At 65.2% G+C, this 23,708-nt stretch carries 25 protein-coding genes; 10 read left to right on the top strand and 15 right to left on the bottom strand.

The features are described from left to right. Positions 1-1,308: a 2-octaprenyl-6-methoxyphenyl hydroxylase gene (gene ubiH, locus R3280_RS01660; RefSeq protein WP_318996838.1), complete on the top strand. Its 1,308-nt coding sequence runs from the start codon at positions 1-3 to the stop codon at positions 1,306-1,308. Beyond that, positions 1,298-2,524 (top strand): UbiH/UbiF/VisC/COQ6 family ubiquinone biosynthesis hydroxylase, encoded by a 1,227-nt coding sequence (locus R3280_RS01655; RefSeq protein WP_318996837.1) that lies wholly within the window; start codon positions 1,298-1,300, stop codon positions 2,522-2,524. Before ubiH ends, R3280_RS01655 begins: the two co-directional genes overlap by 11 nt. Positions 2,525-2,545: 21 nt before the next feature. Here R3280_RS01655 and R3280_RS01650 read toward each other — a convergent pair whose 3' ends face one another. From R3280_RS01650 to ubiE, 9 genes are all read right to left on the bottom strand, one after another. Continuing rightward, entirely contained in the window at positions 2,546-3,268 is a 723-nt protein-coding gene (locus tag R3280_RS01650; RefSeq protein ID WP_318996836.1) for a 16S rRNA (uracil(1498)-N(3))-methyltransferase, read from the bottom strand. Continuing rightward, positions 3,265-4,053 (bottom strand): twin-arginine translocase subunit TatC, encoded by a 789-nt coding sequence (gene tatC / locus R3280_RS01645; protein WP_318996835.1) that lies wholly within the window; start codon positions 4,051-4,053, stop codon positions 3,265-3,267. The genes R3280_RS01650 and tatC overlap by 4 nt, the downstream gene beginning before the upstream one ends. Further along, on the bottom strand, positions 4,050-4,559 hold the full coding sequence (tatB, locus tag R3280_RS01640) for a Sec-independent protein translocase protein TatB (protein ID WP_318996834.1): 510 nt from the start codon (positions 4,557-4,559) through the stop codon (positions 4,050-4,052). The genes tatC and tatB overlap by 4 nt, the downstream gene beginning before the upstream one ends. A gap of 11 nt (positions 4,560-4,570) precedes the next feature. After that, positions 4,571-4,807 carry a Sec-independent protein translocase subunit TatA gene (gene tatA / locus R3280_RS01635; protein WP_318996833.1) on the bottom strand — a complete coding sequence of 79 codons (237 nt, stop codon included), beginning with the start codon at positions 4,805-4,807 and terminating at the stop codon, positions 4,571-4,573. A 78-nt stretch (positions 4,808-4,885) separates the two neighbouring features. Continuing rightward, the gene (locus R3280_RS01630; protein WP_318996832.1) at positions 4,886-5,218 is read right to left on the bottom strand and encodes a phosphoribosyl-ATP diphosphatase; all 333 of its coding nucleotides are present in this window, start codon (positions 5,216-5,218) and stop codon (positions 4,886-4,888) included. Beyond that, positions 5,211-5,645 carry a phosphoribosyl-AMP cyclohydrolase gene (gene hisI, locus R3280_RS01625; protein WP_318996831.1) on the bottom strand — a complete coding sequence of 145 codons (435 nt, stop codon included), beginning with the start codon at positions 5,643-5,645 and terminating at the stop codon, positions 5,211-5,213. The genes R3280_RS01630 and hisI overlap by 8 nt, the downstream gene beginning before the upstream one ends. Before the next feature lie 48 nt (positions 5,646-5,693). Beyond that, complete coding sequence (gene ubiB / locus R3280_RS01620; RefSeq protein ID WP_318996830.1) at positions 5,694-7,337, bottom strand: ubiquinone biosynthesis regulatory protein kinase UbiB; 1,644 nt, start codon at positions 7,335-7,337, stop codon at positions 5,694-5,696. Continuing rightward, positions 7,334-8,005 (bottom strand): SCP2 domain-containing protein, encoded by a 672-nt coding sequence (locus R3280_RS01615; RefSeq protein ID WP_318996829.1) that lies wholly within the window; start codon positions 8,003-8,005, stop codon positions 7,334-7,336. The genes ubiB and R3280_RS01615 overlap by 4 nt, the downstream gene beginning before the upstream one ends. Next, positions 8,005-8,796 carry a bifunctional demethylmenaquinone methyltransferase/2-methoxy-6-polyprenyl-1,4-benzoquinol methylase UbiE gene (gene ubiE / locus R3280_RS01610; RefSeq protein ID WP_318996828.1) on the bottom strand — a complete coding sequence of 264 codons (792 nt, stop codon included), beginning with the start codon at positions 8,794-8,796 and terminating at the stop codon, positions 8,005-8,007. The genes R3280_RS01615 and ubiE overlap by 1 nt, the downstream gene beginning before the upstream one ends. A 173-nt stretch (positions 8,797-8,969) precedes the next feature. Between ubiE and R3280_RS01605 the strand changes: the two genes are divergently transcribed. Beyond that, on the top strand, positions 8,970-9,251 hold the full coding sequence (locus R3280_RS01605) for a polyhydroxyalkanoic acid system family protein (protein ID WP_318996827.1): 282 nt from the start codon (positions 8,970-8,972) through the stop codon (positions 9,249-9,251). Here R3280_RS01605 and R3280_RS01600 read toward each other — a convergent pair. Continuing rightward, the gene (locus R3280_RS01600; protein WP_318996826.1) at positions 9,214-10,038 is read right to left on the bottom strand and encodes an FFLEELY motif protein; all 825 of its coding nucleotides are present in this window, start codon (positions 10,036-10,038) and stop codon (positions 9,214-9,216) included. The genes R3280_RS01605 and R3280_RS01600 overlap by 38 nt on opposite strands. Positions 10,039-10,142: 104 nt before the next feature. Then, positions 10,143-11,066: an alpha/beta hydrolase gene (locus tag R3280_RS01595; protein ID WP_318996825.1), complete on the bottom strand. Its 924-nt coding sequence runs from the start codon at positions 11,064-11,066 to the stop codon at positions 10,143-10,145. A 368-nt stretch (positions 11,067-11,434) separates the two neighbouring features. Here R3280_RS01595 and R3280_RS01590 point away from each other — a divergent pair, with 368 nt between their 5' ends. The 4 genes from R3280_RS01590 (at position 11,435) to R3280_RS01575 (ending at position 18,184) form a co-directional block, all read left to right on the top strand. Then, complete coding sequence (locus tag R3280_RS01590) at positions 11,435-12,787, top strand: WS/DGAT domain-containing protein (protein ID WP_318996824.1); 1,353 nt, start codon at positions 11,435-11,437, stop codon at positions 12,785-12,787. Between the two features lie 250 nt (positions 12,788-13,037). Continuing rightward, a complete protein-coding gene (locus R3280_RS01585) occupies positions 13,038-14,159 on the top strand; it encodes a porin (RefSeq protein ID WP_318996823.1) in 1,122 nt (373 codons plus the stop codon). A 262-nt stretch (positions 14,160-14,421) separates the two neighbouring features. Then, a complete protein-coding gene (gene nosP, locus R3280_RS01580; protein WP_318996822.1) occupies positions 14,422-15,591 on the top strand; it encodes a nitric oxide-sensing protein NosP in 1,170 nt (389 codons plus the stop codon). After that, positions 15,569-18,184 carry a NahK/ErcS family hybrid sensor histidine kinase/response regulator gene (locus R3280_RS01575; RefSeq protein WP_318996821.1) on the top strand — a complete coding sequence of 872 codons (2,616 nt, stop codon included), beginning with the start codon at positions 15,569-15,571 and terminating at the stop codon, positions 18,182-18,184. The genes nosP and R3280_RS01575 overlap by 23 nt, the downstream gene beginning before the upstream one ends. Before the next feature lie 53 nt (positions 18,185-18,237). Here the strand turns inward: R3280_RS01575 and R3280_RS01570 are convergent, their stop codons facing one another. Further along, positions 18,238-18,912, bottom strand: coding sequence for a response regulator transcription factor (locus tag R3280_RS01570; RefSeq protein ID WP_318996820.1), 675 nt, complete (start codon positions 18,910-18,912; stop codon positions 18,238-18,240). 95 nt (positions 18,913-19,007) lie between these two features. Next, positions 19,008-19,610 carry a rhodanese-like domain-containing protein gene (locus tag R3280_RS01565; protein WP_318996819.1) on the bottom strand — a complete coding sequence of 201 codons (603 nt, stop codon included), beginning with the start codon at positions 19,608-19,610 and terminating at the stop codon, positions 19,008-19,010. Between the two features lie 255 nt (positions 19,611-19,865). On the opposite strand from R3280_RS01565, the gene R3280_RS01560 reads away from it, so the two are divergent. Genes R3280_RS01560 through R3280_RS01550 form a run of 3 tightly spaced genes read left to right on the top strand, consistent with a single transcriptional unit; the run spans position 19,866 to position 22,163 of the window. Then, positions 19,866-20,750, top strand: a complete 885-nt coding sequence (locus R3280_RS01560; RefSeq protein ID WP_413468728.1) for an ABC transporter substrate-binding protein — start codon at positions 19,866-19,868, stop codon at positions 20,748-20,750. Beyond that, positions 20,747-21,508 carry an ABC transporter permease gene (locus R3280_RS01555; RefSeq protein ID WP_318996817.1) on the top strand — a complete coding sequence of 254 codons (762 nt, stop codon included), beginning with the start codon at positions 20,747-20,749 and terminating at the stop codon, positions 21,506-21,508. Before R3280_RS01560 ends, R3280_RS01555 begins: the two co-directional genes overlap by 4 nt. Continuing rightward, positions 21,501-22,163, top strand: a complete 663-nt coding sequence (locus R3280_RS01550; RefSeq protein ID WP_318996816.1) for an ABC transporter ATP-binding protein — start codon at positions 21,501-21,503, stop codon at positions 22,161-22,163. Before R3280_RS01555 ends, R3280_RS01550 begins: the two co-directional genes overlap by 8 nt. A gap of 8 nt (positions 22,164-22,171) precedes the next feature. On the opposite strand, the gene R3280_RS01545 is transcribed toward R3280_RS01550, so the two are convergent. Beyond that, positions 22,172-22,981, bottom strand: a complete 810-nt coding sequence (locus R3280_RS01545) for an ABC transporter permease (protein WP_318996815.1) — start codon at positions 22,979-22,981, stop codon at positions 22,172-22,174. Then, positions 22,978-23,706, bottom strand: coding sequence for an ABC transporter ATP-binding protein (locus R3280_RS01540; protein WP_318996814.1), 729 nt, complete (start codon positions 23,704-23,706; stop codon positions 22,978-22,980). Before R3280_RS01540 ends, R3280_RS01545 begins: the two co-directional genes overlap by 4 nt. Between the last annotated feature and the right edge of the window lie 2 nt (positions 23,707-23,708).

The raw sequence follows: 23,708 nt of genomic DNA, 5'->3' as shown, positions 1-23,708 counted from the left end.
ATGACCAGCGCCGGCGAGCAGACCCAACCCAAACTGGACGCCGATCTGGTCATTGCCGGCGGCGGCCTGGCGGGTGCCACCCTGGCCCTGGCGGTGGCCCGGCTGCTGCCGCAACTGAAGGTGATCGTGGTGGAGGCCTTTCCGCTTTCCGACGACGCCCTCCCGGACGATTACCAGCCTAGCTACGACGCCCGCGCCACCGCGCTGGCCTGGGGCTCAAGGCTGATCTATGAGGACCTGGGCCTCTGGCCCGAGCTGGCCCGCCAGGCTACCCCCATTCGCCACATCCATGTGTCCGACCGCGGCCGTTTCGGAGCCACCCGCATGGCGGCGGAAGAGCACCGCCAGGAGGCCCTGGGCTATGTGGTGGACAACCGCTGGATGGGCCTGTGCCTGATGGCCCGGTTGCGCCAGTGCCCCAACCTGAGCTGGCGGGCGCCGGCCCGGGTGACCGGGGTGGAGCGTCTGCCGGGCGGTGTCTCGGTGGCGGTGACCGACGACGGCGCAGACACCGCAACGCCGCTGCGGGCCCAGTGTCTGGTGGTGGCGGACGGCGGCCGCTCCGGCCTGCGGGAGCAGCTGGGGTTTCAGGTGGCCCGTCATGACTACGGCCAGCACGCCCTGATCGCCAATGTCTCCACCGACCGCAGCCACGATTTCGTGGCCTACGAACGCTTTACCGACGCCGGTCCCATGGCGCTGCTGCCCGCCGGTGGCCCGGGCCGGCCCGGCACTGACGCCGGCCTGGTGTGGACCCTGTCCGGGCAGCAGCTGGACACCCTGCTGGCCTGCGATGATGAGGCCCGATGCCGGCTATTGCAGGCGCGTTTCGGCTGGCGTCTGGGCCGTTTTACCAGGATCGGCCCGTGCGCCCACTATCCCCTGGTACTGCACACCGTCGCCGAGATGGTGCAGCCGGGCGTGGCGCTGGTGGGCAACGCCGCCCACACCCTGCACCCGGTGGCGGGCCAGGGTTTCAACCTGGCCCTGAGGGGCCTGATGACGCTGGTGGAGAGCTTTGCCGAGGCCCGCCGCCAGGGCCAGTCGCTTGGCGACCTCACGGTGCTGCGCCGCTATCAGGAACAGCATCGCGCGGATTGGCAGCGCACCGTTCGCTTCTCCGACTCGCTGATACAGATTTTTGGCAGCCAGGTATCGGCGGTGGCTGCGGCCCGGGATCTGGGGCTGGTGGGGCTGGATCTGGTGCCCGGTCTGCGGCGCTGGTTCGGCCGCCAGGCCATGGGCGTGGGGGGCCGTCGCGCCACCAGGACCGGCGCCGCGGCGCAAGGAGTCCGCCATGAGCGATGAACTGACCTGCGATATCCTGGTGGTGGGCGGCGGCCTGATTGGCACCGCACTGGCCCTGGGTCTGGAACATCAGGGTTGGGATGTGATTCTGGTGGAGAGCGCCACTGCCGATGAACTCACCCGGGTGCCGCCGCCGGCGCAGGTTCCGGATGATTTCGAACCGCGGGTCAGCGCACTCTCCCTGGCCAGCCAGTCCCTGCTCGGGGACCTGGGGGCCTGGCCGCTGGACGGCGGCCGGGTCTGTGACTACCAGCGCATGGTGGTCTGGGATGGCGAGGGTACCGGGCGGATCGAATTCGATGCCGCCGATCTGCAGGTGAGCGCCCTCGGCGCGATTGTTGAAAACCGGCTGGTTATCTCAGCGCTGATGCAAAGGGTGCAGGCCAGTAAGCTGCGGCTTCTGGATGGCGCCACCGTCACCGGTTGGTGGGAGCAGCCGGATGGCGGCCGGGGCATCGAACTGTCGGACGGACGCCGGATACAGGCTGCGCTGACCGTTGCCGCCGATGGCGCCCGCTCCAAGCTGCGGCAGTGGGCAGGGGTGCCGAGCCGGGAATGGGACTACCAGCAACAGGCCATCGTCTGTACCGTCCAGACCGCCCAGAGTCATCGCCATACCGCCTGGCAGCGCTTTGCCACCACAGGTCCCCTGGCGTTCCTGCCGCTGGCCGGCGAGGATCCGCAGGCCGGCCATTTCTGCTCCATCGTCTGGTCCCAGGACACCGCCGAAGCCAGACGCCTGATGGCGCTGCCGGACGACGATTTCCGGCAGGCTTTGGGGGAGGCCATCGAGCAGCAGCTGGGGCCGGTTGAGGCGGTGTCCCGACGCCATGCCTTCCCGTTACGGCAATGTCACGCCAAACAGTATTCCAGGCCGGGCCTGGTGCTGGTGGGGGATGCTGCCCATGCCATCCACCCCCTGGCGGGGCAGGGCGCCAACCTGGGCTACAGCGATGTGCGGGTGTTGCTGGAGGAACTGGCGCGGGCCCGCGATAGCGGGCTGGCGCCGGACGATCATCTGACCCTGGCCCGCTACGAGCGCCGGCGCAAGGGTGAGAATCTGGCCATGATGGCGGCCATGGAGGGTTTCAAGACGCTGTTCGCCCAGGAGGCTTTGCCGCTGCGCTGGCTGCGCAACACCGGCATGCGCTGGCTGGATGGTGCCGCGCCCCTCAAGAACCGGCTGGCGGCCCAGGCCATGGGGCTGGGTGTTTAATCCCCGCTACAAGGCAACGGCTCAGTAGCGGGCGGCGTCGTAGAGGCGGCCCACCAGTACCGGCACGGCGGTTTCCACCCGCAGGATGCGGCGGCCCAGGTGCACCGAGCGGCCACCGGCGGCCACCAGTTTGTCCACTTCGTAGGGTATGAAACCGCCCTCCGGTCCGATGCACAGGGTGGCAGGAGCGTTCAAGTGCACGGGGCAGGGTGTCTCGGTGCCAGGATGAGCCACCAGGCCCGGCCGCTCGGTCATCAGCGCCGGCAGTTCGTCCTCGGCAAAGGGCTTGAACAGTTTGCGGATCTGCACCCGGGGCATCCGGGTGTCCCGGGCCTGCTCCAGGCCCAGCACCAGATTCTCACGGAGTGAGGCCTCCGACAGCCAGGGGGTCTGCCAGAAACTCTTCTCCACCTTGTAGGCGTTGATCAGCCAGATGTCCTTGACGCCCAGGGAAGCCACCGTCTGCAGCACCCGCCGGAACATCTTCGGTCGCGGCATGGCCAGCACCAGGGTCAGGGGCAGGGGATCGGGCGGTGGCTGGGTGAGGGTGACGGCCAGCTCCACAGCGTCTTCGTCCTGGGCCGTGACCAGGCCCTCTCCGAGTTCACCGTTGACCCGGCCCACGGGAATCCGGTCGCCTTCGGCGGCTTTGAGCACGGTCGCCAGATGGGCCCGGCGGCGCCCGGTCAGCCGGACCCGGTCAGGGCCGATGAAGTCCTCGTCAAACAGCAATGCCAGGTTCATTGCCCGGGGGCTTCCCCGGTGTCCTCCACGGGGGCGCGGCGCTGGGCCAGCCGGCCGAACACGATGCCCAGCTCGAACAGGAACCACATGGGCACCGCCAGCAGGGTCTGGGAGATCACGTCCGGCGGGGTCAGCAGCATGCCGATGACGAAACACCCCACCACCACATAGGGCCGTTTGGCGGCAAGGCTGTCAGCGGTGGTAGCGCCGGAGAGGATCATCAGGATGGTGGCAATGGGGATTTCGAAAGCCACGCCGAAGGCAAAGAACATCTTCAGCACGAAATTCAGGTAGCTGCTGATGTCCGGCAGTTCCACGATGCCTTCCGGTCCGATGGCGGTGAAGAAGCCGAACACCAGCGGGAAGACCACGAAGTAGGCGAAGGCGGCACCGAGGTAGAAGAGCACCACCGAGGTGAACAGAAGCGGGAACGCCAGGCGCTTTTCGTGCTTGTAGAGGCCGGGGGCAATGAAGCTCCAGATCTGGTAGAGGATGACCGGAATGGCGGCGAACACCGCCACTACCAGCGCCAGCTTCAGGGGCGCGAAGAAGGGCGCGGTGACGTCGGTTGCGATCATCATCTGGCCTTCCGGCAGCAGGTCCCGCAGCGGCTGGGACAGCCACAGGTACAGCTCGTTGGCAAAGGGGTAGATGGCGGCAAAGCAGATCAGCACGGCCAGCACCATCTTCAGCAGCCGGTTGCGCAGCTCCAGCAGGTGCTCCACCAGAGGCATTTCCGACTGCAGGGTGCTGTCGTCCGTCGGTTTGTGTTCTTGCTGGGTCATGAACGGGATTCCGGCGTACTGTCATGCGGGCGCTCCGGTTCGGCTTGCGCCCCGGGATCCCGTGGCTGCGCTTGGGTCCTTGGAGCGGTGTCCGCGCCAGAGCCCTGGTAGGGACCGGGTTCCGGGTTGGTGTCAGGCTCTTTTTTCGTACCGGCAGTCTCGGCGTCGGGCCGGTTCAGCCGCCGGGTTGCAGGCGCCGGCCTGGGCGGCCGGGTCTGGTCGTCCGGCAAGACCATGTGCTGGTATTTCTTGGCTTCGTCCAGGGCACTGCGTACGTTCTTCTCGACATCGTCCAGGCCCACGTCGCCGGCCTTGCGGAGCTGCTCCCGCAGCTCCTCGGCCTTGAGCTGGCGGTCCAGTTCGGAACTGAACTGGCTCACCAGGCGGCGGGTCTTGCCGATCCAGCGCCCGGCGGTGCGGGCCGCCGTGGGCAAACGCTCGGGGCCCAGCACCAGCAGGGCGATGACACCGCAAATCAATAGCTCAAGAAAGCCGATATCGAACATTCGAGGTTGGCTCAGCTAGGGGTCTTGTCTTCGGCCTTCTCGGACTGTCGTTCCTGGACCGGGGCCTCCGACTTGCTTTCAATCGAGCCCTTGTCTTCCTTCTTGTCGCTGTCCTCGTCCCCCATGGACTTCTTGAAGCCGCGAATGGCGCCCCCCAGATCGCTACCGATGTTGCGCAGCTTCTTGGTTCCGAACAGCAGTACCACAATGCCCAGGACGATCAACAGTTGCCAGATACTGATACCCATGACGGGCTCCTCAATACTCAGTTGGGTTGCTTCGATTGTACGTTACACCGGTCATAAAACTGAAATCCCGGCGACAGGTTATTTCTGTGTTCTCGCCGCTTTTTCCTCCAGGCCGGACAGGTCGAAACGGCGGGCCAGTTCCGCCAGCACCGCATCCGGTCCCAGGCCCAGGTTGGACAGCATGACCAGGGTGTGGAACCAAAGATCCGCGGTCTCGTAAACCAGCTCGTCGGTGTTGCCGCTGTGCTGGGCATCCTTGGCGGCGATCAGGGTTTCGGTACACTCCTCGCCCACCTTCTCCAGGATCTTGTTCAGTCCCTTGGCGTGCAGGCTGGCCACGTAGGAGCTGTCGGCGTCGGCGCTCTTGCGGGCTTCCAGCACGGCGGCCAGCTGCGTCAGTACATCATTCATGGCCAGCGCCCCCCTTACCACCGTAGATAGACTCCGGATCCCGCAGGACCGGATCCGTGGTCACCCATTCGCCATCCTGCAGACGCTGGTAAAAGCAGCTCCTGCGTCCGGTATGACAGGCAATACCGCCTTTTTGCTCCACCTTCAGCAGGATCACGTCGGCATCGCAGTCCAAGCGGATCTCGGCGATGAGCTGCTCGTGACCGGAAGACTCACCCTTGCGCCAGAGCTTGCCCCGGGAGCGGGACCAGTAGATGGCCTTGCCCTCGGTGGCGGTCAGCACCAGTGCCTGGGCGTTCATCCAGGCCATCATCAGGATATCGCCAGTGACGGCGTCCTGGGCAATGGCCGGTACCAGCCCGTCGGCGTTCCAGCGGACCTGGGCCAGCCACTCGGGTGTGCTTACACTAGGTGATGAATCTTGCATTTCTGTGAATCCTGACAATCGGTAAAGGGAACGGCTACTGCCACCATCCTAGCGGGTGCTGCGCAGCAGGAAAAACATCGCCGCCGCCATCAGACCCCAGGTCACCGGGGTGACATCCGCCGCCAGGGCGGGCAGGTCCTCGCGGGTGCTCAGCCAGGCCGCGGCGCCCAGTACACCGGCCACCAGCAGCTGGCGCCAGCGCCGGTCGGCCCGGGCCTGCTGCTGGCGGATCTGCTCCAGGGTGCCGACATTCTCGGCGATCACCGGGCTGGAGCCTCGCAGTTGTACCAGCGCATCGTGCACCAGTTGCGGCATGTCCGGGGACTGCTCGATCCAGGACGGCAGATGGGACTGCAGGGTCTGGAACAGGTGGGCCGGCCCGATGCGCCGGCGCATCCATTTTTCCAGGAACGGCTGCGCGGTGGTCCACAGATCCAGGTCCGGGTAGAGCTGGCGGCCCAGGCCTTCCACATTCAACAGGGTTTTCTGCAGCAACACCAGTTGCGGCTGGACCTCCATCTCGAAGCGGCGGGCGGTCTGGAACAGCCGCAGCAGGAAGTGGCCAAAGGAGATGTCCCGCAGCGGGCGTTCGAAAATCGGCTCGCAGGCGGTCCGGATGGAGGCCTCGAACTCGTTGACCCGGATGTGGGAGGGCACCCAGCCGGACTGGATGTGAAGCACCGCCACCTGGCGGTAATCCCGCCGGAAGAAGGCCAGCAGATTGCGGGCCAGGTAGCTCTGGTCCTCCGGCGCCAGGGTGCCGACGATGCCGAAATCAATGGCGATATAACGGGGGTCCGCCGGGTTGGTGGCGTCCACAAAGATGTTGCCCGGATGCATGTCGGCGTGGAAGAAACTGTCCCGGAACACCTGGGTGAAGAAGATCTCGACGCCCTTCTCCGCCAGCACCTTGAGGTCCACCCCGGCGGCCCGCAGGGCGTCCACATCGGCAATGGGAATGCCGCTGATGCGCTCCATGACCAGCACCTTGGGGGTGGTGAAGTCCCAGTCGATGTCCGGGATGTAGATCAGGTTGGAATTCTCGAAGTTGCGGCGCAGCTGGCTGGCGTTGGCGGCCTCGCGCTGCATGTCGAGTTCGTCGAAGATGGTGGTTTCGTAGTCCTGCACCACTTCCACCGGCCGCAGCCGCGGGCCCTCCGACCAGTAGCGCTGCAGGCCGTTGGCCATCAGGTACATGAGTGCGATGTCCTGGCGGATAACCCGCTCGATGCCGGGCCGGACCACCTTGACCACCACTGAGCGGCCGTCCTTCATGATGGCGGCGTGAACCTGGGCCACCGAGGCGGAGGCCATGGCGTCGGTTTCGAAGGCCTGGAACAGCTCGGTCACCGGTGCGCCCAGGGATTTCTCGATAATGGTCTTGGCCTGGGTGCCCGGGAAGGGCGGTACCCGGTCCTGCAGGTGGCGCAGGGATTCGGCCATGTCATCCGGCAGCAGGTCGCGCCGGGTGGAGAGGATCTGGCCGAACTTGACGAAAATCGGGCCCAGCTCCTGCAGCGCCAGCCGCAGCCGCTCGCCCCGGTCCAGCTTGGGCTGGGGGAACAGGTGCCAGGGCGCGAGCAGGAGCAGCAGCCTGATCACCATCGGCAGCTCGGTCAAAGGCAGCAGGGCATCCAGGCGGTAGCGGCAGAAAACCCAGGCAATACGGAACAGGCGTTGCAGGCGTGTCACGGCGACTCCGGGGGTGATGACGGTGATGATGGCTTTGCATCGGCCCGGGCCCGAGCCTTGTTGTCCAGGTGGGTCAGCCGGGCCTCCAGCCGCTCGACCCGCAGGGTCAGGTCGTCGATATCGGCAAAGGTGGCCTCCAGTTCCCGGCGGCCCGGCAGCTGGCGGCTTTCCTCGTGAATGTATTCTTCCAGGTTGCGGGTCAGGCGGTCGGCGGCCTGGCGGCGCCACGCCAGCGCCTCCCGCAGCCGCTGGCCGAGAAAGTGCGCCGGCAGATCGCCGATCCGCGCCGCCAGGGCCGCCTCCCAGTCCGGGTCGAGCTGCGCCAGGGCGCGCTGGAACTGGTGGGCCAGGGCGGTGTCACCGCTGACCGCAATGCGGCCCTCGGCAAAGACATTGCGATCCCCCAGGGCCAGGGCGGCAAACGCCAGGACCGAACCACGCAGCACCAGGACGGCATCTTCGGCAGGCTCCGTGCCCAGCCGGACCCGGTCCTCCTGGCGCCGCAGGGTCAGGGTCAGGGCCTGGCTCTGCCCCACCTCGAACTGCACCGGCCCGGCCAGCGCCGCCAGCAGCGCGCGGCGGCCGGCGGGATCCAGTGCCAAAGCCCGGTTGAGGGCGGCCTCCAGGGCGCCGGACAGGGCCGAGCGCAGGGTGGGGCCGGGGAACATCAGGGCTTGATCCCTACGTGCAGGGCCACCACGCCGCCGGTCATGTTGTGGTACTTGCAGTTCACCAGACCCGCGGCTTCCATCATGCTCTTCAGGGTGTCCTGGTCCGGATGCATGCGGATGGATTCCGCCAGGTACTGGTAGCTGCCCGAGTCGCCGGCAATAAGCTGGCCCATCAGCGGCAGGGCATTGAAGGAATAGACGTCGTAGGCCTTGCTCAGCAGCGGGTTGGTGGGCTTGGAGAACTCCAGCACCAGCAGCTTGCCACCGGGCTTGAGTACCCGGGTCATGTCCCGCAGGGCCTGGTCCTTGTCGGTGACGTTGCGCAGGCCGAAAGCGATGCTGACGGCGTTGAAGCTGTTGTCCGGGAAGGGCAGGTGCTCGGCATCCGCCTGCACATACTCGATGTTGCCGGCATAGCCCCGGTCCATCAGGCGGCCGCGGCCAACCTGCAGCATGGAAGCATTGATATCCGCCAGCACCACCTGGCCGTCACGGCCCACCAGGTCGGAGAACTTCATGGTCAGGTCGCCGGTGCCGCCGGCAATGTCCAGCACCCGGTGGCCGGGCCGCACACCGCTGATCTCGATGGTGAACCGCTTCCAGAGCCTGTGGATGCCCATGGACATGAGGTCATTCATCAGGTCGTACTTGCCCGCCACCGAATGGAAGACTTCCGCCACCTGGCCGGCCTTCTGGCTCCGGGCCACCTTGCGGAAGCCAAAGTGGGTGCTGTCGTCCTCGCTGATCTGGGCCTGGTTCGGCTCAGTGGGGCTTTGCTGTTCGCTCATGGGGGGATCCTGTCCGGTTCTGAACCTCGTATTCTAACGGTCGCGGGCCCGGCTACAAGCCAATTCCCGGTAAATGCCCGATGGATCGGGTTCGCAAACCTTGCGCGGGCGGCCGCTTTCCCTAAACTGATAGCAGCCAAGCCACCATGACCGTCACCTGTCAAGAGATCACCATGTCCTCGATTGATGTCCGCCGAAGCCACACCCTGGATCATGATCACGCCCGCGAGGCCGCCGAAACCCTGGCCCGGGACCTGTCCCGCCAGTTCGACGTGGACTACGAGTGGGACGGCGACGTGATGCGTTTCAAGCGCAGCGGCGTCAAGGGCCACCTGGATGTGGCACCCGACAGCCTGCATGTTCACCTGGAGCTGGGCCTGATGCTGAGACCCTTCAAGTCCCGCATCGAGCAGGAAATCAAGAGCCAGCTCGACCGGCTGACCGGTCCGGCCTGACGCCGGGCCCTTCGCCATTGTGCGGCTGCGCTTCGGTCGCCACTGAAAAAGGCGCCGGATGGCCGGCGAGGATACGCGCCATCACCTCGCTTTCCCGCCGGACCACCTCCTTGATGAGCCGGTCCACCCGCTCCATGGCCTGGAACGCCCGGTAGCCCCGATACATGAAGCTGTGCAAATCGGACAGTTCGGCCATCTCCGCCGGTGCCCGGCTCATGCTCAGCAGCCAGCCCAGGCTGCGATTCCGGACGTAGCGATCCAACTGCTGGCCAACCTCGGCCACCAGCGCAATCTGCCGCTCCCGTTCGTCCGGGTCGCCGGCGCGGAAGGCCTCGCAGTAGGTCTGATCGTCCAGCGCCCCGATAGTCAGATCCGCCGCCGGCAGACCCAGTGCGGCCAGGTTTTCCAGCAGCGTCAGGTCCAGCCTCTGGGTCACATGGTTGAGTTCCACCAGGCCCGCCAGGGTGTCCTGCAGGTTTTCCGGCAGCCATTTGACGATACGGGGAAAGATGCGGTCCAGATTGTCGTCCCGCCGGGTCATGCCGGCCGGCGCGTAGAGGTCGGTGAGCAGGAATTCCAGACCCTGGTGGTAGCCCGGCTGGTGATAGAGGTCGGCATGGGTGTGCCTGAGACGTGCGGCCTGCCAGTCACCCAGGGCCGCCAGGCCGCGGGCCAGGGGATGCTGGCTCTTGTGCTGGCGAAAATCGTGATAGCTGAGCAGCCGATTCTGGAGCCGGCGGGCGCTGTCGGTGGTGACAGGCGTGCCGGCCAGACGCTGGCGATACATGGTGCAAAGCCTCCCTGCGGCTGCGTAATCGTAGCGGGTCAGTCTAGCGGAGGTTTGCCTCCGCTGTCAGGACCCGGCTCGCAAACCGGGAATGACGGGGTCGGTCAGCCCTGTGCCGTGGCCGGGAGGGTCTCGAAACCGGGCACCCATTCCTTGCTGTCAAGGGTAATGAAGTGGCTCGGGGCTTCGGTCTCGACGATCCGCATGGTGGTGGGGCTCTGGCGGGCACTGGCCAGCATGGCGCCGCGGTCCAGAATCCGGTCCACCCTGGGCACCAGGAAGGTGCCGTGACGGACTTCATCGTAAATGGAGGTATCGGTGCGCGTCATCCACTCCATGATGTTCTCGATGTTGCGCACGATGGTGAGATGATCCTGGGTGGCAGAGAACAGCTTGCTCAGCAGCTGCTTCTTGCGGGGATTCATCTTGCCGAAGAAGGTCTGGCCATAGGCCGAGGAGGGCGCACTGTTGATCAGGCGGATCAACCAGGGCCACATGCCGTGGCTGACCGGCTCCAGCAGGGTGGTGACCAGGCCGTGCAGCTTGCCCTGGGGCAGCACCGGCGCTTCCAGTACGATCTCGACGTTGGCAAAAAGCTCGGGCCGGAACGCCAGCGCCTGCAGGATGATGGCACCGCCTCTTGAATGGCCGTGAATCCGGATGTTGTCGGTACTGGGCAGATGCTCGAGGGCTTGGTTCAGGATACAGGCGTCGTACTCGATGGTGGCTTCCAGGTGCTTGATGGGCACCTCCCACTCCGGTGATTCCGGTGTCACACCGTTGACCGGGATGTGATAGTTGCTGCAGGTGAGCAGGATGAGTTCGGTGGTGGGCGCCTCGTAGGCCTGGGTAAAGTAACAGTGATTCTCGAGGAAACCGTGGACTCCGATCACCGTTTGTTCGGCCTTGCCACTGTGGTTGCGGACCGAGACGGCACCACGGCCGACACGGTAGACCCGACCGGAAAACATCTCCGAGTATGCACTGTCGATCGGTTTGATCAGCTTGCGCACATGGCTTGCTTTCATAACCACTCTCCTACCGGCACGGTACGGCGTCATTATTGTTATGGTTTGAGTATTCGAGCTTTTTTTGCGTCTGTATCTAGCACTTTGTGCTTAGAACATACCGTCGATGTGCCGAGGATGTATTGGCGTGAATGGCGCGGATCCGGCCTCGCCAGGGCCAGTCCGTGGCGATCAACTTACGACTCGGTACCAACAAGCTTCTGTAAATCAGTATAGGAAATAGGGATTTCCTGGATGTAAATTTTTGTAACGGGGTCGTTGTGGAGCTGTTTCAGCTTGTCTGGCACAATGGCGGATCGTATTTTCTCGCCACTTTATATTGCAGCCGGGGTAGTCAGGGCTTGAGTCACGACGAGTCGCGTATATTATTGCCTGCTGATTCGGCCTGGCTGGCGCTGGAACGCGCCAACAACCCCATGACCATCACCGTGCTGATGCGGGTGGAGGGTCTCACCGCCGAGCGCCTGCTGGCATTCCTCGACACCTACTGGCTGGCCTGGGAGCGCTTTCGCTGCATGCCCGAGCAGCGGCCCACCGGCTGGTGGTGGCAGGCCGACCCCACCTTCGCCCTGAGTCACCATGTCCAGGTCAGCACCGAGGCGCTGGATGAAACCGGCCTCCAAAACTGGGTTTCTGCCCGTCTCAATCAGCCGCTACCGGACTACCGGCCGCGCTGGAAGTTCTGGCTGCTGCCCAATGCCAGCGGCGGCGCGGCCCTGGTCCTGCGCCTGCACCATTGCTATGCCGATGGCCTGTCCCTGATGGGGGTGTTCGACCGCATCTGCACCCCCTCGCCGCGACAGGCACCGGTGCTCTACGGCGGTCGCGAACGCACCGATCTTGCCCGCTGGCGAGAGGCGGCGCAGTCCTGGCTGGCGGCCCTGCAGGCCGCTGCCGGGCCGGTCACCGGCCGCATCGAACGCCCCCCTCCCGCCACCCCCCGTGCGCGTCTGGAAAAAACCGCCTTCAACGGCCTGCGACTGGTCAACGAGGTGAGTCAGTTTCTGGTGGAGCCGGAGGACACGCCGTCTCCGCTCAAGCGGTCGCTGCTGGGGCGGCGGGTCTGCCGCTGGTCGGCGCCGGTGGCGCTGGCGGACTTCCGGAAGGTGGCCCGCAGTACCGGCTGCACCATCAACGATGTCCTGCTGGCGTGTGTAACCGGGGCGGTGCGCAGATTGCTGGCGGACAGCGAGGTGACGCTGGGCGACGCCCTGGTGCACGCCGCAGTGCCGGTGGACATCCGCAGCCGGTTGCCGGATGGCATCCGGCCCGACCCCGGGGTGCTGGGCAACTACTTCGGGACCGTTTTCGTGCCCCTGCCGGTGGATGGCGACAGCCCGCTGGAGCGGCTCTACCGGGTCAAGCACGAGACCCGCAAACTAAAGAAAAGCTGGCAGCCGGGCATCGCCTGGGGCCTCACCGGCAGCGCCGCCTTCCTGCCCACCGGCTGGCGCCAGCCCCTGGCGGACATGTTCTGCCGCAAGGCCAGCGCCGTGGTGTCCAATGTGCCCGGCACCACCGAGCCGCGCTACCTGGCTGGCTGCCGGATTCGCGAGCAGATGTTCTGGGTGCCCCAGGCCGGGGACATCGGCCTGGGCATCAGCATTGTCAGCTACGCCGGCCAGGTCCAGTTCGGGGTCGTGGCCGACGAGGCCATCCTGCCGGAGCCGGCGGCCTTCCTGGGTCATTGCCAGGCGGCCCTGGCGGAATTCCAGGCCTGATCCGGCCGTTCCGCCCCCCCCTCAGAAAAGCCCGCGTTTCCTGCCGGAGTCCTGCCCGGTCTTAATCCCAAAGTGTTGTTTTTACCGCCTCCTAAATAAGCATTAAACCTGCTCACTAGGCGCATTTCCCCCTCCAGAGGCTTCCCTGACCATAACAATTGGACCATGGCTACCGGTCCCGAGGGAGACAGAACCAGCTTCGGCTTCTCCAACAGATCAAACAGACGAATAAAAATTTTCGGGGGAATATATGAAGAACAACAACTTCAGGCTGTCAGGTCTTGCCATTGCACTGACCGCCATGTCGGGTATGAGCGGCGGCGCCAACGCGGCGCTGGAACTGTACAGCACCGAGGGTACCGACGGCGCCAAGACGTCTTTCTCCGTCGACGGTTATTTCAACACGTTCTACGTCAACCGTGACGACAAGCAGAACGATCTGCGTACGTCCGACGTCAAGATGGGCTTCCTGCCCAACACCATCGGTTTCAACTTCAGCAAGGACGTGGGCGACCTGACCCTGGGCGGCCGCTCCTCCTTCTGGGCCACAATCAACGACAGCCTGAACAACCCCACCGACACCGCGATCGACGTGCGCCAGTTCTACGCCACCGTTGACGGTGACTTCGGTCAGGTGCTGATCGGTAAGGACTTCGGTCTGTACTCCCGCAGCAACATCTTCCTGGACGAGATCCTGCTGGGCTTCGGCTCCCCGGGTCTGAACCCGAACGGCGTTTCTTTCGGCAACATCCGCGCCGGCTACGAATACCCGACGCCGTCTGCCCAGATCACCTACCGGACCCCGGACCTGAGCGGCTTCAAGCTGGCGGTGGGTGTGCTTGAGCCTGCCAATACCACCGGTGCTGCCCAGTCCGAAGAGTCTGCGCCCCGCCTGGAAGCGGAAGCCACCTACAGCGCCGACCTGAACGGCCTGAACCTGACCGCGTGGGTCAACGGCCTGCAGCAGAGTTCCGAAAGCGCCACCACGGAAGTGGATACCACCGGGGTGGGTTACGGTGTGAAGGCCTCCATTGCCGGCCTGACCCTGGCCGCCTCCGGCTTCACCTCCGAGGGTACCAACGGCATTCTGCTGGTAAACGGTGCGTTCTCTGATGACAACGAGGCCGACGGTTTCCTGGTCCAGGGTTCCTACACCCTGGGTGCCAACCGTCTGGTGCTGTCGTACGGCGAGACCGACGCGGTGGATGCCGGTTACCTGGACACCGAGAACACCTCCATCGCGCTGTTCCACGACGTCAACAGCAACCTCAAGCTGGTGGGTGAGTACAACATGTACGAAGGCGAGAACGCCGCCGGTGCCACCGCTGAGGAAGTCGACACCATCGCCCTGGGCGCCGTGGTGCTGTTCTAAACCCTGACCTGCAGTACGGCGGTGCCCGTCCTGGTGGCGGCACCGCCGGTTTCCTCCGTCCAGCTCCGGCCGGACTAGCACTAAAGTGCTGCATTCTTGACGCTTTGGCAGCAATGTATTTCGGATAATCTTTTCGGAGGCAGACTAATCAATGGCTTACGTCAGATTTGGCGCCCCGATCAAAAGCACTGAAGTCGCATTGGCCCGCGGGACAGAAGCCGTAGAATCGTTATCAGACCCTGTCCATCCGGAGCCGGTCACGATGAAGCCTGCGACCACATTCCCGGCCGTCCGCGTTGCCAGTTCCAACGCCCGCGATCCCATGCTGGCGGCCACCAATCTCGCCAGTCAGCTTGCCCACGAGCACCTCGGCTCCGTGCTGTTTTTCTGCTCGGCCGAGTATGACCTGGGCCGTCTGGGCATTGCCCTGGAGCATGTATTCTCCGGTGTGGAGGTCTGTGGCTGCACATCGGCAGGGGAGATCACCCCCAATGGCTATGGCCGCGGCTGCATCACCGCCATCGGCTTTGACCGGCGCTATTTTTCCATCGGCTGCGGGCTGATCAGCGAACTGGAGCAGTTTTCCCTGCAGAATGCCCAGGATCTGATCGAGGACCTGCTGATTACCTGTCGCAACCCCAGGCTGGCGCCGGTCAAGGGCAATACCTTTGCCATTACCCTGCTGGATGGTCTGTCCAGCCGCGAGGAGCTTTTGCTGGCCACCCTCAATGCAGCCCTGGGCACTATCCCCCATTTTGGCGGCTCCGCCGGTGATGACGAGCGCCTGGCCAACACCCACGTGTTCTACAAGGGCCGTTTCCACACCAGTGCCGCCACCGTTTTGCTGGTCAACACCTCGCTGGACTTCCGGGTATTCTCCACCCATCACATGGTGGAGCGGGACGAAAAGCTGGTGGTTACGGCCGCCGACAGCGACACCCGCACCGTTTACGAACTCAATGCCGAGCCCGCCGCCGAGGCCTACGCCCGCGCCGCCGGCGTTGCCTTCGAGGATCTCGACCGCAAGGTGTTCGCGCTGCGACCCATGGCGGTGCGGATCGGCAACAACTATTTCCTGCGCTCGGTGCAGCGGGTCAACCCGGACAAGAGCCTGACCTTCTACTGCGCAGTGGAAACCGGCATCGTGATGACCGCCATGCACCCGGGCCCGCTGCTGGACAATCTGCGCACCCAGCTGCAGGAAGCCGAGGCGGCGGTGGGCCCGCCTCTGGTCACCATCGGCTGCGACTGTTTCCTGCGCCGGCTCGAGGCGGAGCTGACCGGTGTGGTGGAGGAGACATCGGAGTTCCTCAAGGCCCACAAGGTGATCGGTTTCAACACCTACGGCGAGCAGTTCGAAGGCATGCACATAAACCAGACGTTTACGGGGGTGGTCATTGGCCAGCCTGATGCCACTGCCCCAGGGCACTGAAGCCCTGACGCGGGAGATCGACCCAAGGGATCAGCGCATCGCCGAGCTGGAGGCGGAGAACCAGCGCCTCAAACGCATCCGCGACGCCCTCATTACCCGGGTGGAGTCCAGTGCCGCCCACAAGCCCGAGCCCTACGCCGCCTTCGAGCACTCGGTGATCCTGGCGGAACAGGTTCGCGAGCGCACCGAGGCCCTCAATGCCGCCATGGGCGAGCTCAAGTCCAGCAACAAGGCGCTGAACCGCGCCCGGGACGAGGCCGAGACCGCCCGCCAGCGCCTCAATGACGCCATCGAAAGCATCGCCGACGGCTTCGTGCTCTTTGATCATCGCCACCGCCTGATCCAGGCCAACAGCCGCTTCCGGAGCTACTGGCGCAGCGCCGGCCTTCAGGTGGTGCCCGGCACCTCCATCGCCGATGTCAAAGCCGAGGCCTTCAGCTCCGGCCTGATCGTCGAGGAACACACCGATCCCGCCGCCGAGGGCTCGGTGTTCCTGCTTTCCAACGACCGCTGGGTCCAGATGACCGAAAGGCCTACCCTGGAGGGTGGCCTGGTGGTGCTTTACTCGGACATCACCGACGTCAAGAACACCGAGACCGCCCGTCGGGAAGAGGCCCTGGCGGAGAAAACCCGGCTGCTGCAGTCCACCGTCGACAACCTGTCTCAGGGTGTGGTGCTGGTAAACCGGGAAGGTTACCCGGAGATCTGGAATGACCGCTTCCTGAGCCTGATTGGCCTGCGGGCCGATCGGATGAGTACCGAGCGCACCTTCGCCGAGCTGATGGCGGCGCCGGAAGTGCCCCTGCTGACCCCGCCGGTGCAGGGTCTGGACGGCAGCCGGGCGCTGGAGGAGGTCTACCGTCGGTCCGACGGCACGGTCATCGAGATCAAGACCCACCCCATGCCGGACGGTGGGTTCGTGAACACTTACACCGACATCACCGAGCGCTACCGCTACGCCGAAACCCTGAAGGAGAGCGAGCGCTGGATCCGCGTGGTGACCGACCATGTGCCGGCGCTGATTGCCTATGTCGGGGCCGATCTCACCATCCAGTTCTGCAACAAGGTCTACGAGGCCTGGTACAGCCCCGAGGGCGAGCCGCTGCTGGGCCGACCGCTGGACCAGATCCACTCCCCGGAGCTATACCAGCGCCTGATTCCCCGGGTGCGGGAAGCCCTGGCGGGGCAGAGCGTCACCTTCGAGTTCGAGGAGTCCAACAGCCGCGGCGAGCAGCGCTACATGCTGCGCTCCTACGTGCCAAACCTGGATTCCCAGGGTGCGGTGGTGGGTTTCTTCGTGATGATCCGTGACATCACCGATCGCAGGCGCACGGCCCTGGCCCTGCAGCAGGCCTATGACAACCTGGAGCGCCGGGTCAAGGAGCGCACCTCGGCGCTGACCGGCCTCAACAACCAGCTGCGTCAGGAAATCAACGAGCGGGCGGCGGTGGAGTCCCGGCTGCGGGACGCCAAGCTGGAGGCGGAGCGGGCCAACCTGTCCAAGACCAAGTTCCTGGCGGCGGTCAGCCACGACCTGCTGCAGCCGCTGAACGCCGCCCGCCTGTTCACCAGTGCCCTGCTGGAGCATTCCTTCGGGCCCCGGGCAGAAAGCCTGGTGCGCTCGGTCAGCACATCCCTGGACGACGTGGAGAATCTGCTGGGTACCCTGGTGGACATCTCCAAGCTGGACGCCGGCGTGATCAAGCCGGATGTCACCGCCTTCGATCTGCGGGACCTTCTCAACAACATTGCCCGGGAGTTCCGCCAGATGGCCATGGCGGAGGGCCTGGAGCTGTCGTTCGTGGCGTCCTCGGCGGTGGTGCGGTCCGACTCCCAGCTGCTGGCCCGGATCCTGCGCAATTTTCTCACCAACGCCATCCGCTACACCGGCAAGGGCCGTATCCTGCTGGGCTGCCGGCGTCGCGGCGACAAGCTGCTGCTGCAGGTCTGGGACACCGGGCCCGGTATTCCACAGGACAAACTCACCGAGATCTTCCAGGAATTCAAGCGGATCCGGCCGGCGGGTTCGCCGGCGGACAAGGGCCTGGGTCTGGGTCTGGCCATCGTCGACAAGATCGCCCGCATGCTGGGCCATCCGGTGACCGTGGCCTCGGTGGAGGGACGGGGTTCGGTGTTCAGTGTGGAGGTGCCGCTTGGGCAGCTGGAACCCAGCAAGCCCCAGCAGGAAGCCGATCTGCCGGTCATGGATGGCGGTCTGGAAGGCGCCCGGGTGTGGGTGGTGGACAATGACCGGGCCATCTGCAGCGGCATGGCAACCCTGCTGGAGGGCTGGGGCTGCCGGGTGGTGACGGCCGTGTCGCTGGAGGACCTGGAAGCCCAGGTGGACCTGGCGGGAAGCCGCTGTGACGTGATCCTGGCGGACTACCACCTGGACAATGACGAGAATGGCGTCGATGTCGTGGCGGAAGTGAACCGACGCCGGGCGACTGAGGTGCCGGTGCTGATGATCACCGCCAATTACAGCAACGACCTCAAGCAGCACATCCGCAGCCAGGGCTACCTGCTGATGAACAAGCCGGTCAAACCCCTCAAGCTTCGCAGCGCACTGAACCATCTGCTGCAAAGGCGCTAGCAGAAACAAAAACGCCCGGCAGGACCGGGCGTTTTCATGAGCAGCTCACGGGTTCAGCGTTTCAGGTACTGGCTGAAATCCACATCGCTGGCGGACAGGATGGCCTGCACGCGGTTATGGACGCCAAGCTTGCGCAGGATGGCGGACACGTGGGCCTTGACGGTGGTCTCGGCGATGTTGAGGTTGTAGGCGATCTGCTTGTTGGACTCACCCTTGGACATCCGCTCCAGCACCAGCAACTGGCGCCGCGTGAGGGAGTTGAGCAGCTCCGGTGAAATCGGGTTGTCGTCCTGGCGGTGGCGGCGCTGGGTTTCCTTGCCGGTGCGGATGATGTCCGACGGCAGATAGACGTTGCCATTGAGAATCTGCTGGATGGCTTCGGTCATCTGGGCCCGGGGCGAGGATTTGGTGATAAAGCCGATGGCGCCGTAGGTGATGGCCTGCAGCACGATCTGCTTGTCCTCCTCGGCGGAAACGATCACCACCGGGATGGTGGGGGCCTCGTTGCGAAGGGAGATCAGGCCGTTGAGGCCGTGCATGCCGGGCATGTTGAGGTCCAGCAGAATCAGGTCCAGGTCGTCGTGGTCACGGGTCAGGGCAAGGGCGCTGTCCAGGTCCGCGGTCTCCAGCACTTCGCTGCCGGCGAAACCGGACTGGATGACGCTGGTGATGGCCTCGCGGAAGAGCGGATGGTCATCCGCGATCAGAATCTTGTATACCGGCTCCATGGAAGGGCTCGCCTGTGTTTGGCTGGTGTCACGCGGTGACCTTAATCCAGCATCGTCGGTTTTTCGGGTTGCGGTGGCTTCCGGAGTCAACATGGTCAGCCCTCACTGGCTGTCGGGTTAATGTCAAAACGGGGCATGACCGGTTGCGCCGGCTCTGTCGGCATGCCGGCGTTCTGCCAGCTGTCGATACCGTCTTTATACCAGAACAGTTGCCGGTAGCCATGGTCGGCAAGCCGGCGGGTGGCGTTCCAGGACAGCCAGCAGTCGGACTTGCACAGCACGGCCACCGGGCGGTCACGGTTACCTTCGGTCAGCGCCTGCACATTGTCCAGCAGGTAGGACAGCCAGGGTTCGTCCAGCTGGCCGCGACCGGTGTTGGGCAGCCAATGGGCGCCAGGCACCGCCAGATGGGGTTTGTCCTCGAGAAAACGGCCGTGACGGTATTCCAGGTTGATGACGTCGATGATCACCAGGTCCGGGTGCTGGTCCATCAGGCGTTCGAGGTCGGCGGTGGAGACAGTGGTGGCACCCGCCACGGTGGCCGGAGTGGGGCTGCGGTAACGGTCGATGCGGTAACCCTGGTCGGAGAACAGGGCAGCGTCGCTTTGCTGGCTCTGGCCGGTGACCGAACGGCCAGGTTCGGCCGGCAGACTGAAGGGAGCGACGATCAGCGCCACGGCGATGAGGTGCCTCAGCATCGGGGTTCCTCTACTTATTATTGTCATAGTGTCATTACACGTGAACCGCCTCGGCGGTTGAATGCGACCATCGCACAAAAAAAGAAGCACTAAAGTACTATTCTGGCGCTTGCCGGCGGTTCGTAAGGTGAGGGCATGATGCGCCTACTGCTTTCTCCTATGGTTCAATCCTGCCGGCCACTGCTGTGGCTGTGGCTGTGCCTGCTTGTGATACTGACGTCGCTCTGGACGCGCCCGGTCACGGCAGCGGAGGAGATGCCCAGGCTCAGCATCAGCGTTCTGCAATTCGGCACCGCCCACTGGGAGCTGGATCATCTCCAGCGCGCCGGCCTGGACCGGGCCGAGGGCTTCGAGCTGGAGGTGCGCCTGGTGGCCAATCTGCCGGCGTCCCGGCTGGCGGTCTCCAGCGGGGATGTGGAAGGCGCGGTGGCGGACCTGCTCTGGGCCCAGGCCCGCTATGAAGCGGGCGATCCTTTCACCTACCTGCCCTTCTCCTCGCAGATCGGCGACATTCTCGTGGCGCCGGAATCGGGGATCCGCCAGGTCAGCGATCTGGTGGGCCAGCGCATCGGCGTTGCCGGCGGCCCCGACAGCAAAGGCTGGATCCTGCTGGAGCAGGTGGCCAGACGCCAGGGGATCGATCTGGCCAGCCAGGCCAGCGTCCAGTACGCGGCGCCGCCACTGTTGAGCCAGGCCCTGGTGCGGGACCAGGTGGATGTGCTCGTCACCTACTGGCATTTCGCCGCCCGGCTGCGGGCCGATGGCGACGCCCGCACCGCCTTCCGCATGGAGGACCTGCTGGCGGCGCTGGATTTTGACCCGAACCTGCCGGTGCTGGGCTATGTGTTCCGCGCCGACTGGGCCCAGGCCCACCCCGATCTGCTGGCCCGCTTCCATCGCGCCCTCAACACCGCCAAGACCCAGCTTGCCAGCAGCCCGGAGCACTGGCAGGCCCTCCGACCGCTGATGCGGGCGGACGACGATGCCATCTTTGCGCAATTGCGCGATGGCTTCATCGAGGGCACGCCGGCCCCCCTGACCCCTGAGCGTATTGAAGACCTGCAGCGCCTGCTGGCCCTGGCCGGCACCGACGAAGGGCGGGTCATGCCGTCGGCACTGTTCTACCGGCCCGGGCCATGAACCCGCCGCGCTGGACCTACTGGGTGATGCTGCCCGCCGGTGTGCTGGTGTGGGCCCTGCTGGCCCTGGCACTGGACACCTCGCTGCTGCCGACGCCGTTGGCGGTGCTGGACACCCTGGTGCAGGCCGCCGGCAACGGCGAGCTCTGGCACCATCTGGGGGTGACCCTGCGTCGGGTCCTGATCGCTTTTGTACTGGCAATGATCCTGGGCACGGCGCTGGGGGTGCTGATGGGCCGATCGCTCACCGCCAATGCCCTGTTCGATCCGCTACTGGTGCTGTTTCTCAATCTGCCGGCGCTGGTCACCATCATCCTGCTCTATGTCTGGTTCGGCCTGGTGGAGACGGCGGCGGTGCTGGCGGTGGTGATCAACAAGGTGCCCAACGTGGCGGTCACCGTGCGGGAGGGCGCCCGCAGCATCGACGCCAAACTCGAGCAGATGGCGCAGGTCTATCGCTTCACACCCATGCAGCGGGTGGTGCACATCTGGACGCCGCAACTGTTTCCCTACCTGAGGGCCGCCACCCGCGGCGGCCTGTCACTGATCTGGAAGATCGTTCTGGTGGTGGAGCTGCTGGGACGCTCCGACGGCATCGGCTTCCAGCTTCATATGGCCTTTCAGGTCTTCGACGTGGCCAGCATCCTGGCCTACAGCCTGGCGTTCGTCACGGTGGTGCAGCTGATCGAGCTGGCACTGCTGCAGCCGCTGGAGCGGCGGGCCTCGCGCTGGCGCCGGGCGGGGCTCCAGCATGCTTGAGCTGCGCATTGACGGCGAGGTGCTGGGTCACCCGGTACTGGGGGATATTTTCGTGACGGTGGCCCGGGGTGATCGCATCTGCCTGCTGGGGCCTTCCGGGGTAGGCAAGACCAGCCTGCTCAATGCCATCGCCGGTCTGGACCCACGGACACCGGCTGGCGCCGTGGTCGGCCGGGAGGCCGTGCGCCTGGGCTACCTGTTCCAGGAGCACCGGCTGCTGCCGTGGCGCACGGTACGCCAGAATCTGGCCCTGGTGGGCGCCGGTGCAGCGGATATCGAGCGGCTGCTGGCCGAGGTGGGGCTGGCCGGCAACGGTGACTACCTGCCGGACCAGCTGTCCCTGGGTATGGCCCGGCGAGCGGCGCTGGCGCGCTGCCTGGCGGTGAAACCGGACCTGTTGCTGCTGGACGAGCCTTTCGCTTCGCTGGACCCCCAACGAGCCACGGAATTACGAACCCTGATTGCCGGTCTGATGGATAGCCACCCGGAGATGGCGATGATCTGCGTCACCCACGATGCCGGCGACGCTGATCATCTGGCCAACCGGATCTGGTATCTGGACGGTCGCCCGGCCCGGTTGCAGTGGGATGACCGCCTGGCCCGCAACGCCCCCACCGAGAGTCTGGTGGCGCAGTTGCGCCAGCTGGGCCAATAGCCGGCGCCTTAGGCGGGTTTGCCGCCGGAGGAGAGTATCCGTGTGCGCTGGGGTCGGAAGCCGGCGGTAGCCAGTGCTGCCAGCACCACCGTGACCCCTGCGGTAATGCCGAACGCTTCCGGGCTCCATTTCAAATAGAGCGCAAAGCGGATGGCCTCCACCGCGTGGGTGAAGGGATTGAGCTGGCAGATCCAGTAGAGCCAGGGGCTGGCCTCCTGCATCTTCCACAGCGGGTAGAGCGCCGAGGACAGGAAGAACATGGGGAAGATCACGAAGTTCATCACCCCGGCGAAATTCTCCAGCTGTTTTACCCAGGTCGCGATCAGCAGGCCCAGAGCCCCCAGCATCAACGCTGTCAGCAGCAGCGCCGGCAGCACCGCCAGGTAGCCCCAGGCCGGCGGTTCCACGTCCAGCAGCAGCGCAATGGCCAGGAACAGGTAGACCTGGACAATGGACACGATGCCCATGGACAGCAGCTTGGTGACCAGCAGGAAAGGTCGGGGCAGGGGGCTCATCAGCAGCACCCGCATGCTGCCCAGCTCCCGGTCGTACACCATGGAAAGCGCCCCCTGCATGCTGTTGAACAGGATGATCATGCCGCACAGCCCCGGTGCGATGTAGGTCTGGTAGGTGATGTAGGTTTCGTAGGGCGGGACGATGGAGACCCCCAGCACCGCCCGGAAGCCGGCGGCGAAAACCACCAGCCAGAGCAGGGGCCGTACCAGGGCACTGAAGAAGCGGGTGCGCTGTTGCCAGAAACGCAGCCACTCCCGTGCCTGGATTCCCACAAAGCAGTGCCAGTACTGGGCCAATGTCATGATTGTCCGGCTCCGGTCAGGGCATGAAAGGTGTCCGCCAGGTTGCTCTGGCCCTCGGCCTGGCAGATGGCCCGGCCCTCGCCGTCAGCCAGAAGCCGGCCCTGGTGCAGGATCAGTACCCGGTCATCGGGCTGCACTTCCTCGATCAGATGGGTGGCCCAGAGCACCGTCAGATCGTCCTCGGCGCAGAGCCGCCGCACGTGCTCGTTGAGCCCGGCGCGGCTGCCCACGTCCAGGCCCACGGTGGGCTCGTCCAGCAGCAACAGGCTGGGCTGGTGCAGCAGCGCCCGGGCGATTTCCACCCGGCGCCGGTGGCCGCCGTTGAGCTGGCGCACCGGGTCGTTGGCGCGCTCGCTGAGGCCGAAGCGCTCCAGCTCCCGGTCGCCGCGGGCGCGGCCCTCACGCCGGGACAGGCCGTGCAGGGACGCGTGATAGAGCAGGTTCTGGCGTACCGTGAGGTCGAGGTCCAGGGCATTCTGCTGGAACACCACGCCGATCTGGCGCATGGCCTCGGCGGGCTGCCGGCGCAGGGATCGGCCATTGAGCAGCAGCTCGCCGGCCTGCAGTGCCAGCAGTCGCGTCATCAGGCCGAACAGGGTGGACTTGCCGGCCCCGTTGGGGCCCAGCAGGGCGTGAAAACGACCGGAGGCCAGCTCAAAGCTGACCTCCTTGAGTACCGGCTTGCTGCCGTACTGGAAACTGATCTGACGGGCTTCAAAGCTCATCG

The sequence above is a fragment of the Marinobacter sp. genome (assembly GCF_033722195.1).
In the GTDB taxonomy this organism is placed as follows: Bacteria; Pseudomonadota; Gammaproteobacteria; order Pseudomonadales; family Oleiphilaceae; genus Marinobacter.
Note: the sequence above shows the minus strand (reverse complement) of the source record. Positions and strands in the feature narration are given on the sequence as shown.

Coding starts and splice junctions, on each gene's coding strand:
- R3280_RS01615 (WP_318996829.1), bottom strand. CDS start 8,005: ATGTTCCCCGGCCCCACCCTGCGCTCGGCCCTGTCCGGCGCCCTGGAG.
- R3280_RS01555 (WP_318996817.1), top strand. CDS start 20,747: ATGAACCCGCCGCGCTGGACCTACTGGGTGATGCTGCCCGCCGGTGTG.
- R3280_RS01585 (WP_318996823.1), top strand. CDS start 13,038: ATGAAGAACAACAACTTCAGGCTGTCAGGTCTTGCCATTGCACTGACC.
- R3280_RS01630 (WP_318996832.1), bottom strand. CDS start 5,218: ATGAATGATGTACTGACGCAGCTGGCCGCCGTGCTGGAAGCCCGCAAG.
- hisI (WP_318996831.1), bottom strand. CDS start 5,645: ATGCAAGATTCATCACCTAGTGTAAGCACACCCGAGTGGCTGGCCCAG.
- tatA (WP_318996833.1), bottom strand. CDS start 4,807: ATGGGTATCAGTATCTGGCAACTGTTGATCGTCCTGGGCATTGTGGTA.
- R3280_RS01560 (WP_413468728.1), top strand. CDS start 19,866: ATGCCCAGGCTCAGCATCAGCGTTCTGCAATTCGGCACCGCCCACTGG.
- tatB (WP_318996834.1), bottom strand. CDS start 4,559: ATGTTCGATATCGGCTTTCTTGAGCTATTGATTTGCGGTGTCATCGCC.
- R3280_RS01600 (WP_318996826.1), bottom strand. CDS start 10,038: ATGTATCGCCAGCGTCTGGCCGGCACGCCTGTCACCACCGACAGCGCC.
- R3280_RS01550 (WP_318996816.1), top strand. CDS start 21,501: ATGCTTGAGCTGCGCATTGACGGCGAGGTGCTGGGTCACCCGGTACTG.
- R3280_RS01595 (WP_318996825.1), bottom strand. CDS start 11,066: ATGAAAGCAAGCCATGTGCGCAAGCTGATCAAACCGATCGACAGTGCA.
- R3280_RS01545 (WP_318996815.1), bottom strand. CDS start 22,981: ATGACATTGGCCCAGTACTGGCACTGCTTTGTGGGAATCCAGGCACGG.
- R3280_RS01605 (WP_318996827.1), top strand. CDS start 8,970: ATGTCCTCGATTGATGTCCGCCGAAGCCACACCCTGGATCATGATCAC.
- R3280_RS01570 (WP_318996820.1), bottom strand. CDS start 18,912: ATGGAGCCGGTATACAAGATTCTGATCGCGGATGACCATCCGCTCTTC.
- R3280_RS01575 (WP_318996821.1), top strand. CDS start 15,569: ATGCCACTGCCCCAGGGCACTGAAGCCCTGACGCGGGAGATCGACCCA.
- tatC (WP_318996835.1), bottom strand. CDS start 4,053: ATGACCCAGCAAGAACACAAACCGACGGACGACAGCACCCTGCAGTCG.
- R3280_RS01655 (WP_318996837.1), top strand. CDS start 1,298: ATGAGCGATGAACTGACCTGCGATATCCTGGTGGTGGGCGGCGGCCTG.
- R3280_RS01650 (WP_318996836.1), bottom strand. CDS start 3,268: ATGAACCTGGCATTGCTGTTTGACGAGGACTTCATCGGCCCTGACCGG.
- ubiE (WP_318996828.1), bottom strand. CDS start 8,796: ATGAGCGAACAGCAAAGCCCCACTGAGCCGAACCAGGCCCAGATCAGC.
- R3280_RS01565 (WP_318996819.1), bottom strand. CDS start 19,610: ATGCTGAGGCACCTCATCGCCGTGGCGCTGATCGTCGCTCCCTTCAGT.
- ubiH (WP_318996838.1), top strand. CDS start 1: ATGACCAGCGCCGGCGAGCAGACCCAACCCAAACTGGACGCCGATCTG.
- nosP (WP_318996822.1), top strand. CDS start 14,422: ATGAAGCCTGCGACCACATTCCCGGCCGTCCGCGTTGCCAGTTCCAAC.
- R3280_RS01540 (WP_318996814.1), bottom strand. CDS start 23,706: ATGAGCTTTGAAGCCCGTCAGATCAGTTTCCAGTACGGCAGCAAGCCG.